Genomic DNA, 17088 nt, shown 5'->3' on the forward strand with positions numbered 1-17088 from the left:
ACGACCGTTCTCGTGTGATAGCCACTTGCACGCATATTTATGCATCTGTGACTAAAGATAGCAACTATGTTTGCTACCGTGAAGTCGTGGTTCGGCTCACTGTTTGGCGACAGTGACGACGGCCACCTGCTCGATCGTCCGAAAGAGGACCATCAGGTCAAACGTCAGGAGGCCGAACGGAAGCTCGACGAACTCAAGAGTCGGCGAGAAGAGCTGAAAGAAGCGCTCGAGGACAAGCGCTCGAAGTACGAGTCGGCGAAGGAAGCCGGTAACGAAGAGCAAGCACAGGACTTCCTTCGCGACGCAGAAGAGATCAAAGAGGAGCTCGAAACCGTAAGAGGGCGTATCGACGAGACGAGCAAACAGCGGAATCTGGCCTCGAACCTGGCGAACATCAAGGAGATCGGCGAGAGCCGGGGCGACGACTACTGGAGCCAGCTCCGGGAGATGGAACAGAGCGAACTGGTCCGGCTGTTCCAGCGAGAGGAGATGAAAAACGAGGAGCTACACGACGTGCTCGGTCAGACAGATACGCTCTCTTCGAACACCCTGGACTCGTTCAGTGAGGGCGCGAGCCAGCTCCACACTGGCTCTGAACTCGAAGAAGAGTGGAGCGACGACACCCCCGAGACCGACGAAGAAGTGAGCGAAGAGCCCACAGCAGTGGGGGACATCGAAACGGAATCGGACACACTGAGCGAAGACGGCGACGACGAGACCGTCGAGTTTTCGTAGCGGTTTTCTCCGATATGGAGATCCAGTAGAGTGGGTTTAGTGCCAAAGTTTTATTATGGTGCCTACCATGTACTCGTATATGGTTCAGTTCAGAGACTGGATACCAGGTAGCTGGGGCGGAAGTTCGAACGAGCTCATGGAGAAAGACGCCGACGAACTCGATCTCGAAGCGCGGACCTTCGAAACTCAGATCGAGCTGAAAGAACAGGAGCTCGAACGGCTGGATCACCAGTTCGAGCAACTGGTCGAGAAGGGGCGGAAGGTCGCCGGACCTAAAAAAGAGCGACTGAAGCGAAAGGCCAAGCAGCTCAAGCGGGACTACGAGAACAAGGAAGCCGCGTGGCAGGAGATGCTGGAAGAGTACACCACCCTGCTGGCTGCCAAAAACGCCAAAGAACGGCTCGAAGAGCAGCCCCAGTCGTCGCTCCGAGATATGAGCGAGGAGGACGTACAGGCGTTCATGAACGACATCGTCCGCGAGATCGAGAAGCGCAACAAGGACACGGAGTGGATCCAGCGCAAGGGAGACCAGCTCAACCGGACCCTCACCAGCGTCTCGCAGGACTTCGGGGCGACGATGGAGGAGTCGGAGATCGACACGCTGTTCCAGGACACCAACGAAGACCCGGTCTCGCTGAGCGAGCTCACGAAGGAAGAAGACGAGAGTGAGGACATCTTCAACGAGGAGCTGGGTCGCTAACGCGCTCGCCGCGTTCCCATCACACTAATTTTGTAACTATGGATCTCGGACAGTACAAAGAGGACATCCTACAGGAACAGTACGAGGAGTACCTCAAGAAGGGGAAGTCACACCTCGATCAGGAGAACCACGAGAAGGCCGCGAAAGCGTTCTCACAGTCTCTCGATCGGTTGGAAGAGCTCGAAACGATCCGGGAGACGACGTATCCGGATCGCAAAGAGCAACTGGAGTCGTCGATCTCGAAGCTAAAGAGCGGCGAGTCCCTCTCCGAAGAGGACATCGGCGAGGACCACGGCGGCGAGGCCGAGGACGCCGAACAGCCGGAGTCGGACTTTCGTGAGCAAGTCGAATCGTTCATCTCCCAGACGGAGGTCACGTGGGACGACATCGGGGGCCTCGACGAGGTCAAAGGCGAGTTGAAGCGGACGATCACGCTGGGGGGCATCGACGACAAGCCCGACGCCGTCGCCGCGACCGATCGCGTCCTCCTGTTCGGCCCGCCGGGAACCGGGAAGACGCTGCTGGCGTCTGCGGTCGCTGGCTCGCTCGACGCGACGTTCTTCGACGTCAAGCTCGGCGGGCTGCTCTCGAAGTACTTCGGCGAGACGAGCAAGCAGATCACCGCACTGTTCGATCTCGCCGAGGAGATGAGTCCGAGCATCGTCTTCCTCGACGAGATCGACGCGCTGACACAGTCCCGCGAGTCCGACCTGGACGAGACGTCTCGGCGCGTGTTGAACACGCTGCTGTCGGAGCTGGACGGGATCGACAAGAACGACGATAGTTTCGTGATGGTTTTGGGCTCAACAAATACCCCTTGGGACCTCGATCAGGCGATCCGTCGTCGCTTCCCGCGGCGGGTGCTGATCCCGCTGCCCGACGTGGGCGCGGCCGAGGAGATCGTCGCGATCAACACCGTCGAGGGCGGAATTACCTTCGAGGGAGAGCCCTCTGCGTTCCAGTTGTCAGACACCGGGCGACGCGTCGATACACCAGTCGAGGCGATCGCCAGCGAGTGTATCCACCGCGATTTCACCGGCAGTGACGTGGAGGCGGTGTGTCGGGCCGCCGTCAACGCCATGATCAACCGGTCGAACACGGGGCTGGCGTCCGTCGCCGACCGCGGCTTCGACGCCGTCAGGGAGTACGAGCTCTCGGTCGACGCCGTCCGGCCACAGGACGTGCGAGAGGCGTTCGAACGCACCTCGGCCTCGCTCTCCGAGGAGAGCGTGCGGCGCTTCGACGAGTGGGACCGAGAGTTTGGCTCCGGCGCGTGAGAGGACAGTGGCGTGATCCGCGGACGCCGCCCGCTATCGAGAGCGGTCCGGAAGCGAGAGGGCGACGACGCCGAGATGGGCGTTACGAGCTGAGGAAGTAGTTGCGAGCCCGTTTGGTTGCACTGGAGACTTTCTGGACGGCCTCGGTCGGTAGCTCGTCGCTTCTCGTGTTCTCGACGTTTTCGAAGGCCGTCTCCACGTCGGCGAGGATGTTGCGGTACCGCTCGTCGGAGATCGAGGCCTCGTGCATCATCGCTTTGAGTTCGCGCAGTTCGCTCTTGACCTCGTTGGTCGACCGAACGTCACAGATCTTGAGCACGAGGTCGGCCTTGTACGGGATCGGACGATCGTCACCACGGGACTGCTCGATCTCGACTTCGAGTGCCGTACTGTAGCCGATCTGTACCGTGCAGTCGCCGGTGATCAGCGAGGGGTCGCCGTCGGAGAGGTCGATCTCGCCGAAGGCGTTTTGCTGTACCGTCTCGCTGCTCGACCCCGCGTCCTGGACGTACAGCTGGCTGTCCTCCTTGTAGAACTCGATGTATCCGGGCTCGCCGTCGTCGTCGAACTCGCGGGACACGGAGATGTCGTGGACGCCCAGCGAGGTGACGGATCCGTCCTTGTCGGCGACGACCGCCTCCCCGCGCTCGGGGACGCGGTAGACGCGTACAGCCGACTCGTCTGTGACAGAGAGAGACGCCGTCGACTCGGGATCGGCCGCACGGATCGTTGCACGCATACCAGGTAGTTAGCAACCGGTCAATTCAATCTTACGAGTCGCTCACGAACCGACGAATCAGCCCCGGATACACCAGAAAAAGATTAATGAGAGCCAGCCAGACAGCAGAGACGATGAGCGATCGGAAGCCACCCGATGTCGAAGCGGTCACCAGTCCGCCGCGTCGGTCGTTGCGATACGAGCACATCGAGACCAGCGACGAGCCGATCGGGCGAGGGGGACAGGCCGTCGTGTACGAGGGACGGGTCACCGACGAGGAGCCACCGGACAGAATCGCACTCAAGGAGCCACCCCGAGCCGGGACGCTCACCGGCGACGCGATCGAGCGGTTTCTCAGCGAAGCCCAGCGCTGGGAGACGGTCGACGGTCGGGAACGGAACAAGCAGCGCTGGACGGAGTCGGAGCACATCGTCGGCGTCGTCGACACCGGCGACCGGCTGCCGTGGATCGCCATCGAGTACATGGGCGGTGGCACGCTCGCCGATCGCCTCGACGCGAGCGACGGCGGACTGGAACTGCCCCACGCGCTCTGGATCGGCGAATCTCTCTGCCGGGGCCTGGCCGTCGCCCACGCCTACGGGATCGTCCACCTCGATCTCAAACCGGCGAACGTCCTCTTTCGCGAGACGGCCGCCGGAACGTGGGACCTCCCCAAGATCGGCGACTGGGGGCTGTCTCGGGTCCTCTCGGAGCAGACCGGAACGATGGACGGACTGTCGGTGGCCTACGCCGCGCCCGAACAGTTCGAGTCCGACGAGTTCGGCGATCCCGACACGCTGACGGACGTGTATCAGGCCGGTGCGATCGTCTACGCGCTGCTCACCGGCGAACCGCCTTACACCGGGAGTCAGACCGGGATCATGCACGACATCGTCTACGGAGATCCGCCGACGCCGCCCAGCGAGTACCGTGACGACGTGACCGAGGCCATCGACGCGGTCGTGTTGACGGCGCTGGAGACCGAGAAGCGGTCGCGATACGAGAGCGTCCAGTTGTTCGAGCGGGCGCTACACGCCGTCCGGAGCGGTGGGCGGCTGCCGACGATCATCGCAGAACGGGTCGAGGAATCTGGTGGAGCCCCCGATAGGGGAGGCCAGACAGAACAGTCCGGCGGATCCGAGAGCGGCCGGGACGAACAGACGAGCGAACCGGATCGTGACCACCACGAGGAGTCGAACACGACAGCACAGCGGTACACGACGACGGTGCTCGCAATCGTCGACGAGCTCACCGACAGCGGGGAGCGGACGGTGTCCAGCGAGACGGTAGCAGAGCACGTCGAGAGCGGACGACAGTCGGTGCTGGATCGGCTCGACGAACTCAAGCAGGCGAACCTGGTCGAGTACACCTCCGACGGCCCCTCCGGCTACCGGCCGACGCGGCGCGGGGTCGAGCGCGCGAAGACGATCGAAGTCGACGTGTCGAGGACGGACCAGAGTGGGGAGAGCGACGGTCGTGAGACCAGCGAGTCTCAGCACAGAGCGTCGAGCGTCGGTGTCGAAGCCGTCTACGAGGCGATCAGGGAGCGATCGCGGCGTGGAACCACGCCAGTTTCGAGCGTCGAGTTGAGCCGCGATCTCGACGCGAGCCGCGGAGCCGTCCTCGACGCGCTCGACGACCTGAAAGACGACGGCCGCGTGGCGTATCGTTCGGACCCTAACGGCGGCTACCACCGCACGGGCTCGCGGAGTTCGGTGGAGCGATCGAGCGACCGGGGTTCGACGGTGTCGTCCTCGCGGACGGCGACCGTCGAGTACCTGAACGACGAAGTCGTCGCAGATCGGGGGTGGGACCCACAGAGTGAACGGGCGTTCACGCGAGCGGCCGCGAGCGACCTCCCGCCGGAGGACTACGGGACGATCGAGGTCGAGCGTGACGAGTACGTCCTCGAAGCCGCCGAGGCGGCGGGGCTCGATTGGCCCTTCTCCTGTCGTGCCGGGGCGTGTACGAACTGCGCGGCCGTCGTCGTCGAAGGCGAGATCGACATGGAGATGCAGCAGATCCTCGCCGACGAGGAGGTCGAACAAGAGGACATGGTCCTGACCTGTATCGGGACGCCCGCGACGGACCACGTCAAGCTCCTGTACAACGTCAAGCACAGAGACCGGCTCCAGAACAGAGTGATCTGAGAGCGGCGACGCTCGGGCGGCATCGACTCGGAGCGGTCGGCAGGAGTTATATGCGTGCCGGGCGACGGTGATCCATACCGTTGGCTATACTCGTTTCGATCGGGACGGCTCTCGTGATATCGGATCGCTTTACAGACGAACAGACGCCAGTATCGGGAGGAACACGATGCTCGGAATCCTGACCGTCGTCGGGATCGGCGTCGCCGTGTTCGTGGGGTTCAACATCGGCGGCTCGTCGACGGGGGTAGCGTTCGGCCCGGCAGTCGGCTCACGCCTCGTCCGGAAGACGACAGCGGGAGCCCTGTTCGTCGCGTTTGGCTTCCTGGGTGCCTGGACGGTCGGGCGAAACGTCATCGCGACGATGAGCAGCAGTATCGTGCCGGCAGCCCAGTTCACGCCCGTCGCGAGCGTCGCAGTGCTGTTCTTCACGGGCGCGTCGCTGTTGATCTCGAATCTCTACGGCGTCCCGGCCTCGACCTCGATGACGGCCGTCGGCGCGATCGTCGGGCTGGGGCTGGCCTCTGGCACCCTCAACCAGGCGCTCATGTTCGTGATCGTCTCGGCGTGGATCGTCGCGCCGCTTTTGTGCTTCCTCATCGGCGTCGTCGTCGGACGGTACGTCTACCCGTATCTCGACCGCTACGTCGCGTTCACGAAGTTCGACCTCCACTTCGTCCAACTCGACCGCTCGGGGACGATCCCGCGTCCGTATCTGAACGTGAACGCGTCGCTACAGGACATCGTCGGCTCGCTGCTGGTGATCGTGATCGCCTGCTACATGGCGTTCTCGGCGGGCGCGTCGAACGCGGCCAACGCCGTGGCCCCGCTGGTCGGGGAAGGTGGCTCGCTCACCGTCAACCAGGGCGTCTTGCTCGCGGTGGCGGCCTTCGGGCTGGGCAGTTTCACCATCGCTCGGCGGACTCTGGAGACGGTCGGCGACGACATCACGGAGCTGCCGATTCTCGCGTCGCTGATCGTCTCCGTGGTCGGTGCCTCGGTGATCACGGTGCTGTCTTACTTCGGGATTCCCGCGAGTCTCGCGGTCAGCACGACCTCGACGATCATCGGACTGGGCTGGGGCCGGGCGAGTCGAGCCGCGACGCTGACGGAGTTGGCGACGCCGACCCCCGAGCGTCCGGATCTGGATGTCGCGACGGGCGCGCTGGTCACCTCACGCGCCGAGGAGGCACCCGCCGGTCCGACCATCGGAGATATCGCCCGCGAGGAAAAGCCCGGGGAGAAGCCCACAGACATGCCGGACGTCCCAGACGTGGGCGCGGAGGGGCCGGCGGATCTCGACGAGCGGAGCCTCTTCGATCCGGGCGCGGCGAAGCGGATCGTGACGATGTGGCTGTTGACGCCGTCGCTGGCGATCGCCGCCTCGTATCCGGTCTTCCTGTTCCTGCTGTGAACGCCACGCGGCGGAGAGATTCCAGGGCGGGTGATTACTCCCGGTCGTCCAGCTCGGAGAGACACGTCCGGAGGTCGTCGGCCACCTCGCCGTCGGCCCGCGCCGCCCGACGTTCGAGTCGCTCGCGGTGGGCAGCGAGTGGCTCCGGATCGATCGCCGCGAGCGCGGCGAGGTCCTCGCCGGCCCGCTCTCTCGCCCAGCGGTCCGAGTCCGACAGCGCCGCGAGCAGAGTCGCCACCGCTCGCGAGCGGACGGTCGCGTGCCGCGTCGCCAGTCGCCCGAGCAGCCAGACGGCGAGTCGACGACGCGCTGGGCCGCCGCGTTCGTACCGGACGGCCATCGCGGTGGCTACCGTCTCGGGCGTGCGTTCGGCGTGGCCCAGCAGGTCGAGGACTGCGTCGGCGATCGCCGCCTGCGTTTTCGGTTCCCGCCCGGGCTGTCCCAGCAGGTGACCGATCGCCTCGTCGGCCGGGAGCACCGCGGTGGTTCCCAGCGTCGCGAGCGCCTCGATCGCGTTGACCCGCACCTCCCAGTTGTGGGCCTCGCAGGCGTCGAGCAGCGTCGCGACGCCGCGGCGGTGCAGTCGCTCGTCGTCGCTCAGCGGGAGGAGCCGGGTGAGCGACGCGAAGACGGCCTCGTAGCGGTGGAGGTTCACCGACTGGGAGAGCAGTGCCGCCAGAACGTCGTCGCGGTCGGCGGGCGAGAGGGCCGTCGCGACGTGCTCGAACGAACGCGTCCGAGTGGGTTCGTCGGCGAGGACGAGAAACTGCGCGACCACCGTCGGGTCGAGGGCCGGTTTCGTCGGCTCGTCCGGCCACGATTCGAGGATCGTCTCGTAGGACGAGTCCCCGCCCAGTCCCGCCGCTCGCGCGGTCACCGTCGTCAGTCCGTCCGTGGTGACGCTGTCCCGCGGGAGATCGTAGTGCGGTGACGCCGCCGCGGGCGAGGTGAGAAAGTCGACGGTCTCGGCCAGCGCCCACCCGAACGACGCTGTCACCGTGTGGTTGGCCCGCGCACAGGTGGCGACGACGCGAAAGAGCCAGTACGTCGACAGCGGGCTGGTCGTGATATCCTGGAAGTTGGTGACGATCTCGTCGTCGTACTCCTCGTGGAGGCGCTCTCCGACGGCGTGCAGCTGTCCGTGGACGGTGCCGGGCGTGTCCTCGGCGGCGGCGACGAGCAGGCGACCGGCCGCCCGGGTGACACACGGCGGCGTCTCGGCGACGAGCGCGGTGAGTGGCAAGCACCGCGAGCCGTCCGGTTCGTCCTCGCGAGCGCGCGTGAGGGAGTCGAGCGTCACCGCGTCGTTGGTCCAGAGCATCGACACCACGGGGAAGAGTGCGGGCCAGGTCACGCGATCGGCCCCGATGCGATCACACAGCGTGTCGGCGACGGGTGCGAGAGTCCCGGGATCGGCGTGTCCGATGCGGGCGAGTCCGCCGGCCGCGGAGCGCCTGACCCCGCGTTCGCGTGCCCGCAGGTGGGTCGTCAGTTCCGCGACCACGCGGTCGGTGACCGACGGCTCGGTCGCGCCACAGCGGCCCAGCGCGTGACAGGCTGCGACCGCGACGTACCGCGGTCCGTCGACCGCGTCGACGAGGGCGTCGACGAGCGACGGCGTGACGGAGAGCGCGTCCCCGACCAGCGCGGCGGCCGTGTGTGCGGCCTGAGCGCGAACGGTACCGGACGGATCTCGCAGTCGCTCGATCACCACGCTCGCGAGCGCTGCCGACTCGTCCCCGCCGCGGACACGCAACGCGGACAGCGCAACGTCTCGGACGCCGGGCGACGGCGCGGCGGCGTACTGACAGAGCAGCGGGGCGACGCGCTCGGCCGGCGGTACCGACGAGCGGGCTCGCCCGCCCGGTTGATCTGGACGGGGCGCGAGCGTCGACAGCGCGCCCAGAACGGCGGTCGGCGCGGCCGTCTCGGAGAGGGCGACGGAGCTCGCGAGGAGGTGCTGTCGGACGGCCGGGCGCAGCGACGGGTCGCGTGCGGCGATCGAGACCAGCCGCTCACACGCGCGCCGACAGCGGGTGGGATCTGTCGAGGCGAGACGGGACGCGACCTCGGCGACCGTGTCCGTCGTCGCCGCGCTCGGATCGACTGGGTCCGGTCGATCGGCGGCCGCCTCGCCGTCCAGCAGCCCACGGGCGGCGTCCCTGACCGCGGGGTGGGGATGGCGACGCCAGGCGTCGGTACCAGGGAGTGTGTCGGCGCGTCCCATCGTGTCCAGCAGCGACGCCGTCAGCTCGCCGTCGTCGGTCCAGAAGCGGTCGGCGAGCCAGTCACGCGCCGGGACAGTCTGGGGAGCGTGTTCGGCCAGCGCCGCCGGCCACGCCGTCTGGCTGGCCCGTTCACGAGAGCGAGCGCCGTCGGGGAACGGCGACCACCCGGTTCGACACCGAAGCGAGAGCCGCGGGTGGGCCGTGACGAGAGCCGCCAGCCGTTCGGCCCGCGGAGTCGAGAGGGATTCTGCCGGCGGATACGAGCAGAGGATCTCGGCGACGACGACCGGGTCGTGATCGACCAGCAGGGAGAGACACGCGAGCAGCGGCGTCTCCTCGCGCCGCTCGGCCAGCGAGTGCAGGCGGTCGCGCGCCCGTCGCTGCACCGCTTCGTCGCCCCCGAGAAAGAGCGCCGTCGAGAGCCACGCGAGCAGCGGCGGGGAGACCGACGCCGATCGAACGACAGCCTCGATACGACGAACCGTCTCCGGGGCGAGTCGCCCGCCCTCGGCGACGGCGGTCGCGAGCGCGGTCGCGACGCTCACGTCACCCTCCTCGGAGAGGAACTCGACTAGCGTGGGGGCGGCGTCGGTGACGGCCCGTGGCGTGGCCTCGGCCAGTCGCTGGAGCGGGCTGGACTCGGGCTCCGAGTCGACGATGTCGAGGCCGTCGCCGTCGTCCTCGGCGTCACGGCGCTCGCGGAGGACGCGACACTGCACGGCGACCGGTCCCAGACGATTCCGGGCGTCCGTCTGCCTGGTCGCGACGAGCACCGCCACGGCCCGCGGCCGCACCGCGGGATCGTAGGCGGCGACGGGCCAGGCAATTTGGCCGAGGACCGGAGACAGAGCCGGGGTATCCTCGGCGAGTCGCTCGAACACCGACAGCACGCGCCGCCGGACCTGCTCGTCCTCGTCGGCGAGCAGCGACTGCAAGACGCCGACGGCCGCGAGTCGGTGGCTGTCGGCGTGACAGGCGATCGCCTCGCAGATCGAGAGGCTCGCGTGTCGGAGCCCGCTGTCCTCGGCGTCCCGCAGAGTGCGCGCGACCTGGAGGTACCGGTCGCGGTCGACGACGCCGACGAGTGCCGATCCCAGTTCCTCGATCGGGTCGGGAACGCCCAGCCCGCCGTGGGGCGAGAGCTGGAACCACACGAGCACGTCGACGAGATACCGCGCCGTCTCCGGGTGGTCCGAACGCAGTGCGCGGGCGGCCGCCAGGAGCGCGTCGACGGCGGCCCCGGCGACGTCGTCGTCCCCGTCAGTCAATCGCCCCACTGCGTAGCGCAGGAACCGGTCGCGGTCGAACGCCGACGGCTCGAACGTGTCCGCGATCGCGTCGAGGGCCGCGATCCGGACCCGCCGGTCGTCGTCCGCCGTCGCGGTCAGGAACAGCGCCGAGTCCGTCTCCGCGAAGCGGGGCTCGTGTCGCGCCACCTGCCCCAGCGTCTCGACGGCCGCTGCTCGGACCGCCGGGTCCGAGTCGGTCCCACGGGCGGCGACGCGGTCCAGAAACGGCTCGACGCGGGCCGGCGCTGGGACGCCAGTGTCGAACTTCGCCCCGCGGCCAGCGGTGTCGCCGAGGGTCTCGACGGCGGCGGCCCGAACCTCGGGAGACGGGTGATCGAGCAGCGACGCGACCGTGTCCAGTCCCGCGAGGTGATCGGGGAGGAACTGCCCGATCCGGCCGAGCTTCCCGAGGGCCTCACAGACGGTGGCCGGGTCCTCGCTGTCCAGATCCCAGACGAGGCCGGCGACGAGCGGGCGGAGCATGGCCGGTTCGCTCGCCGCGATCCGCACGACCGCCCAGGCGGCCTCGACCCGGTGTTCCGAGTAGTCGTTGGCGGTCAGCGCGACCAGCGGCCCCAGCAGTGGCTTCACCACGCCGGGAGCCGCCGTCCCGATATCACCCAGCAGCGCCGCGAGCGCGCCGTGGTCGATGGTGGAGTCGTCGGGGTGTGCGAGCGGTCGCCGGAACGTCTCGACCAGCGGCGTGAACGCGCGCGGTCGGTCACAGCCGAGATCGCCAAGCGCCGCCAGTTCGGCCCGCGTCGGGATCGCGCCCGGCCCGATCGAGGACTCGACCGCGTCGAAGATCTCGGTCGCCCGCTCGGGTTGCGAGTCGGCGGCCACCGTGAGTGCCGCGAGTGTGGCGCGTCGCCGCCCGATCGTCGCCGCGTCCAGCGCCGGAAGTGCGCGGTCGATCACGGTCTCGCCAGAGACGCGCCCGGTCTCGAACCCGACGCGGAGCGCCCGCGGCGTCCGGTCGAACACGGTCAGGCCTCCGTCGAGAACAGCGCCCTGACGAGGCGCTGGATCGTTCGTGCGAGCGTGTCCGTCTCCGCGTGGACGATGCGGTCGAAGTACTCCGTGTGGGTCCCCGGTTCCGACCCGATGTAGACGCCGAACACCGGAACGGTACAGGCCGCCAGTTGGGACCGGTAGCGGTCGGGGTGGTCGGGCTCGCCGTCGGTCACGACGACGACGAACGGGTGAGACCCCCGCCCGTCGGCGAGGCGCTCACGGGCGACGGCGACGGCCGTCGAGAGCGGCGTCCCCCAGTCTGCGCGTTCGGTCATCAGGCGGTCGACGTGCTCGGACGGGCGACCCCCGAAGGGGAGTTCCAGGCACGGGTACCCCTCCCAGATCGACAGCACCGACGCGTCGACCCCGACCGCGAACAGCGCGTGGACGAGCTGGGCCGTCGCAGTCTCGGCCGTCCGGATCGGTTCGCAGTCCATCGATCCCGACCGGTCCAGCACGACCAGACAGGAGTAGTCTTTGGCCGTCCCGGACTCCCGGCGGGTGAAGACCCGCTGGGTCCCGTGGCTCGCGTCGACGAGTCGTCGCCCGTCGAGTCGGCCAGTGCGATGGCCGGGCGCGTCTCTGGGACGGCGCTCTCGACGTAGCTGCGTCGAGAGGTCCCGCTGGAGCTGCTTCGAACGCCCGACCGCGTCGTCCCAGCGGTCCCGGTCGCCACCGTCCTCGGCGGGGTCGACGACGATCACTTCTTCGAGGGCCGTCGACTCGTCGTCGACGACGGCGAGCAGTTCGCGAGCCTCGCGTTCGAGAGGCGACCGGCCCGAGCCCGCCCGGTTCGACTGGGCGCGCACGCGCTGTCGCCGGACCCGTCTGACCGTGTCGGCCTCGACGCGGCCCGGCGGCCGACGGTCCTCGTCCCGATCGGCGACGCTTCCTGCATCGTTGGTCCTGGAGGCAGCACGCCCGTCGGCAGAGCGGTCTCCGTCGACGTGGGCGCTGGCTGCACCGTCGTCTGGCAGCTGGTCGGCCGCGTCGGCGGTCCAGCCGGCGCGGGCCCGGGCGTCGCTTGGCCGGACCGGCGCGGTCTGGAGCCGGCCGTTCTGTCGCGGCGGGAGCCCCGCGAGGGTGTCTCTGGCGGTCTCGAAGAACTCGTAGGCCCGCTCGACCCGCCGGGTGCCGTCGGGCTCGGAAAGCACGTCCGCGACGAACTCGTCCATCGCCGGGACGAGCTCGCGGACCGCCTCCCGCTGGCCGTCGTAGACGACACGCCGGTCGTCGTCCGGGTCGACGATGGCGGCGAAGCGACCGCTGTCGACGAAGCCACGGTCCAGCAGTCCCACGGCCAGGGCCTCGAAGACGGTGTAGGACTGGACCGGCTCGCCGTCGGCGGTCGCGAGGTCGAACAGCTCGACGTACGCACGGTGTCGCTCGTCGGCCCGCGAGACGAGCACGTCGTTGAGGACGAGAAAGTCGTCGCTGACGGTGAACTCGTTGGCGATCTGGGTCTCGACGACGCCGTCCTCGGCGGTGTTGTACACCATCCGAAACAGGTCGCGCCAGCGCCCGTCGACCCGCTCTAAACAGTCGCCGAACCGGTCGAAATCGGAGTAGTAGACGTGGCCCAGCTCGTGGAAGAGGAAGGCGACCTGGATCGAGCGATCCCACAGCCCCGGCGGCAGCTCCGTGCCGGGTTGCTCGTATTTCTCCGTCGGCAGCACGATCTCGTAGGCGTCCGGGCTGCCCTCGACCGGCCGAGCGAACGCTCGCTGCTCGTCGAAGGCGATCGAGATCGTCGTCTCCCTGTCCGTACACAGCGACGCGAGCCGTTCGAGCTCTCGGCGGCGCTCGCTGGACGCTCGCTCGGGCGTCGAGAGCGCGGCCAGATCCGCCGCCTCGGTCTGTGCTGTCAGTCGCATCTACAGTCGTTTGTCGATGAGCGTCCGGACCAGCGACTCGTCGTACTCGTCGACGCGCGCGACGAGTTCGCTCCTGGCCGCCTCCCCGACGGTCATGAAGTCGTCTTCGACGAACCGGGCGATCCGAACGAGTTCCCGGGTCGTGACCGGCGTCGACAGCTCGCCGTCGACGTACGCCTCCCGGAGGCGGCTCGCGAACGACACCAGGTCCCGGATCTGTGCTGCTTTCCCCCTGTCGAGGTCCGTCCGGTCGAAGACGAGTTCGACCTCGACCGATTCCGGGAGATACGAGAGTTTGACGTGGCGAAACCGGTCCTCGAAGGCGTCGTTCAGCTCGTAGGTCCCCTGATAGCCGGGGTTCGAGGTCGCGACAACGCGAAACTCCTCGTGTGGGACGATCTGCTCGCCGGTCTGTGGGATCGTCAGCGACCGGGTCGCGCGCTGTTCCATCACGGCGTTGAGAGCGGCGACGGTGTTGGCGTCGGCGGCGTTGATCTCGTCGAGCAAGAGGACGGCCCCCTCCCTGACCGCGCGAGTGAGCGGCCCGTCGATCCACTCCGTGACCGTCTCGCCGCCGTCGCCGCTCACGAGGTGGAGGTGGCCAAGCAGGTCCTCGCGGTACGTCGTCTCCGACAGCGTCACGCGGTACAGCGGCCGGTTGGTCATCGCACAGACGTACCGCGTGAGAAAGCTCTTGCCGACGCCGGGCGGGCCCTTGAGGACGACGTTCATCCCCAGTTCCAGCGCCCGCGTGACGATCTCGACGTCGGTCCGATCGCCCTCGATCTGGCGGTGGTGGTAGTCGTCTCGCCCAACGCCCGGCACCTTCTCGTGGCCGACGTCTTCGAGCACCGAGAGTTCGCTGAAGGTCTCGTCCGTCCGGGAGCCGACGGTACGACCGTCGGCGTCCGACTCGGCCGCCGTCTCCGGGCTCATAGACGCCGAGCGACTCCCTTCGACGCGGCGGTCGTGTTGCGATCGTGCGACAGGACGGACGGCGTTGCTGAAAAGACCACGTTGGGTGCCACGTTCCGATTCGACTACTAAATGCTTTGTTCCGGGGTGTGATCGACACCCATCCGGGAGGGGACCGTGCGGTCCCGACGCGAAGTCAAGACTGTTCGATGAGTGCGCAAAGAGTCCCCTCACGCGTCGCGGCGAAGAGGTGCCCGTCGACGGGGACGGGCGAGCCGGCGACGGTCGAGTCCAGTTCCCGCCGCCACCGTTCTCGGCCAGTCGCGCCGTCGAACGCGACGACCGTACCGTCACCGAGGCCCGTGTACACGGTCCCGTCCGCGATCGCCGGGGTCGTGTCGGTTCCGAGGCGGCTCGTCGATCCGTCGAACCCGTAGGAAACGACCTGTTCGCGGCTGTAGATCTCGATGCCTCTGACCTCGGCGTCCGTCACGTAGTAGGCCGTCCCCTCGGCGACGGCTGGCAGCGACCGGACCCCACGGGCGAGCGTGTCCGAGACCGTCTCCCGCCGGAGATCGACCAGCGTGTCGCCGATCAGGACCGTCCCGGAGTTGTGGGGTGCGACGATCGGCGTACGGATGCGTCCTCGTCCGCTCAGGTCGACGCTGGCTTGCTCGGAGCCGCCCTTGGTGAGGACGTGGACAACGCCGTTGTCGTCGCCCACCAGCAAGCGCCGCCGGCCGTACTGGGTCACCGGCACGCGGATGCCCGGCGTCGTCTCCACGGTCCACATCTCGTTGCCGGTCTCGGTGTGGATCGCCCTGACAGCGCCGGAGCGAGACGTGACGACGACGCGGTCGTTCGTCACCAGGGGCGGCGCGTAGATCCCGCTCCCGGTGTCGGAGGCCCAGCGCTCGGTGCCGTCTTCGCGGTCGATCGCGTACACGTGGGCGTCCTTGCTGGCCACGTAGAGCGTGTCTCCAGCCACCGCTGGCGCGGCGACGACGGCGTTCTCCGTCTCGAAGTGCCACCGTTTCTCCCCGGTTCGCGCGTCGACGGCGAACACCAGCCCGTTCGTGGTACCGGCGTAGACGACACCGTCAGCGACGACCGGCGACGCTTCGAGCCCGCTCCCGATCTCCGACTCCCAGACTACGTCCGGCGAGTCGTCGGGCCCCTGCTGATCCGGCGTGTGGAACGTCCGTCCTCGATCGTAGCCAAATCGCGGCCAGCTGCCGCGTATCGATCGGTCGCTGGCGGTCGCCGACGACGATTTGGACGCAGCCTGGGCGTCAGAGCGTCGGGTGGCGTCGGACTCGCCAGCCTCTGCCGCGTCGGCCTGGTCGAGTTCGTCGACCGGCACTACCTGCGAGATATCACTCGCCGTCGGATCGGATCCCTCGTAGCGAAGTGCGACCGCGTCACCGGTCTGGAGGGTCGCCTCGATACCGCTGAGGTAGAACACGCCGTCGTTGGCGAGGGCGGTCTCGACGGCCGCCTTGCTGTCGCCGGTCGTGTCGACGACGACGCCCTCGCCGAACGTCTCGCTGTCGCCCACGGCGGGCGGGCCTTCGTCGCTCTCGACGGGCTGGACCTCGATGATGTCGCTCGCTCCCGGATCGTCTCCCTCGTAGTAGAGCGAGACCCGTTGGGTGGGTTCGAGATCGTGGTCGGTATCGCTCAGGTAGAAGGTCCCGTCGTCAGCCAGTTCGGTCCTGATCGCCGCCGCCCCGCGGGCAGTGGTATCGAGGACCACGCCAGTGCCGACGCCGACGCCGTTCCAGTCGGCCGTCTGGGTCGTCTCCGAACGGGAGTCAGGGCGGGTCTGGGCGGTCGGGTTCGGCTCCGGGTCGTCGTCTCGCCCGATCGCACGCAGGTCGTTCCGGACCTGCAGCATCGCCTCGTAGCGGTCGTCGGGGTCCTTTGCCAGCATCGTCAGGAGAACGTCGTCCAGCGCCGACGGCAGCACGGGTCGACGCTCGCTGGGCCGGACGGGATCGTTCTGCAGGATGCCCGTGATCAGTGCCGCTTCGGGAGCAGACTCGGGACCGTCGACGAACGGGTGTGTCCCCGTGAACAGTTCGTACAGGACGATTCCCAGCTGGAACTGGTCGGTGAGCTGGTCGGTCGACTCGTTGTGGGCCTGTTCGGGCGCGACGTACTGTGGGGTGGTGACGCCGACGCTGTCGGAGTGGTTCAGGAGCGTCCGGGCGAGCTCCCAGTCGGCGATCTTGGGCACGTCCCACTGCCGGCCGTCCGTCTCCCGAAAGAGGATGTTCTCGGGTTTCAGATCGTGGTGGATCAGGCCGCCGCCGTCGTGGTGTGCGTACCAGACGGCATCGGCGAGTCGCTGGGCGACCCAGAGCTTGCCCTCGACGGAGAGTCCCTCCGTGTACTCTCCGAGGTCCCCGCCGTCCATGTACTCCATCGCGACCCACGGAACGTCGGCGTCGTGGTGGAGCCACGGCAGCGGGCTCTCGCCCCAGTCGACGACGCCGACGATGTGAGGGTGGTCGGCGAGCTGGGCCCACCGTTTGCCCTCCCGTCGAAACGAATCGAACACGTCCCCGCCCAGGGTCCCGTGGGTCGCCGGGTGTTTGACTGCGATCGGATCGTCCGATCCGATCCCGATTCGGTGGACGACCGTCGTGGGAGTTCGGCCGATCACCGCCTCGTGATCGAACGAGTCGGGCGACAGCGACCGCCGACTCGGACTCTCGACGGTCGAGGGGTCCGGTTCCCGTGAGTCACGCATCTGCAGGTCGTTGGACTGGGAG

General features: G+C 67.8%; 10 protein-coding genes and 1 pseudogene. 6 read left to right on the plus strand and 5 right to left on the minus strand.

Features of this window, described 5'->3' with window-relative positions; genetic code table 11:
- Nucleotides 1-66: 66 nt before the first annotated feature.
- The 3 genes from IL252_RS14605 to IL252_RS14615 all read left to right on the plus strand — a co-directional run bounded on the left by IL252_RS14605 (nucleotide 67) and on the right by IL252_RS14615 (nucleotide 2712).
- Nucleotides 67-735, plus strand: coding sequence for a hypothetical protein (locus IL252_RS14605; RefSeq protein WP_170095261.1), 669 nt, complete (start codon nucleotides 67-69; stop codon nucleotides 733-735).
- 79 nt (nucleotides 736-814) lie between these two features.
- The gene (locus IL252_RS14610) at nucleotides 815-1435 is read left to right on the plus strand and encodes an Atg14 domain-containing protein (RefSeq protein ID WP_240936982.1); all 621 of its coding nucleotides are present in this window, start codon (nucleotides 815-817) and stop codon (nucleotides 1433-1435) included.
- 38 nt (nucleotides 1436-1473) lie between these two features.
- Nucleotides 1474-2712 (plus strand): 26S protease regulatory subunit, encoded by a 1239-nt coding sequence (locus tag IL252_RS14615; RefSeq protein WP_208628602.1) that lies wholly within the window; start codon nucleotides 1474-1476, stop codon nucleotides 2710-2712.
- Nucleotides 2713-2794: 82 nt separating this feature from the next.
- Here the strand turns inward: IL252_RS14615 and IL252_RS14620 are convergent, their stop codons facing one another.
- Entirely contained in the window at nucleotides 2795-3451 is a 657-nt protein-coding gene (locus tag IL252_RS14620) for a hypothetical protein (RefSeq protein ID WP_208628603.1), read from the minus strand.
- A 113-nt stretch (nucleotides 3452-3564) separates the two neighbouring features.
- Between IL252_RS14620 and IL252_RS17640 the strand changes: the two are divergent.
- The 3 genes and pseudogenes from IL252_RS17640 to IL252_RS14630 all read left to right on the plus strand — a co-directional run.
- Nucleotides 3565-4422, plus strand: a pseudogene (locus tag IL252_RS17640) (serine/threonine-protein kinase); the annotation flags it as partial.
- Nucleotides 4423-5175: 753 nt separating this feature from the next.
- Entirely contained in the window at nucleotides 5176-5580 is a 405-nt protein-coding gene (fer, locus tag IL252_RS17645; RefSeq protein WP_244257239.1) for a ferredoxin Fer, read from the plus strand.
- A gap of 166 nt (nucleotides 5581-5746) precedes the next feature.
- On the plus strand, nucleotides 5747-6991 hold the full coding sequence (locus IL252_RS14630; protein ID WP_208628605.1) for an inorganic phosphate transporter: 1245 nt from the start codon (nucleotides 5747-5749) through the stop codon (nucleotides 6989-6991).
- Nucleotides 6992-7025: 34 nt separating this feature from the next.
- On the opposite strand, the gene IL252_RS14635 is transcribed toward IL252_RS14630, so the two are convergent.
- The 4 genes from IL252_RS14635 to IL252_RS14650 form a co-directional block, all read right to left on the minus strand.
- The gene (locus tag IL252_RS14635; RefSeq protein WP_208628606.1) at nucleotides 7026-11492 is read right to left on the minus strand and encodes a HEAT repeat domain-containing protein; all 4467 of its coding nucleotides are present in this window, start codon (nucleotides 11490-11492) and stop codon (nucleotides 7026-7028) included.
- A 2-nt stretch (nucleotides 11493-11494) separates the two neighbouring features.
- On the minus strand, nucleotides 11495-13396 hold the full coding sequence (locus tag IL252_RS14640; protein ID WP_208628607.1) for a vWA domain-containing protein: 1902 nt from the start codon (nucleotides 13394-13396) through the stop codon (nucleotides 11495-11497).
- A complete protein-coding gene (locus IL252_RS14645) occupies nucleotides 13397-14332 on the minus strand; it encodes an AAA family ATPase (protein WP_208628608.1) in 936 nt (311 codons plus the stop codon).
- 175 nt (nucleotides 14333-14507) lie between these two features.
- Nucleotides 14508-17066 carry a PQQ-binding-like beta-propeller repeat protein gene (locus IL252_RS14650; protein ID WP_208628609.1) on the minus strand — a complete coding sequence of 853 codons (2559 nt, stop codon included), beginning with the start codon at nucleotides 17064-17066 and terminating at the stop codon, nucleotides 14508-14510.
- Nucleotides 17067-17088: the final 22 nt, after the last annotated feature.

Origin of the sequence: Halomicrobium sp. IBSBa (genome assembly GCF_017612575.1) — an archaeon.
Classification (GTDB): Archaea; Halobacteriota; Halobacteria; order Halobacteriales; family Haloarculaceae; genus Halomicrobium.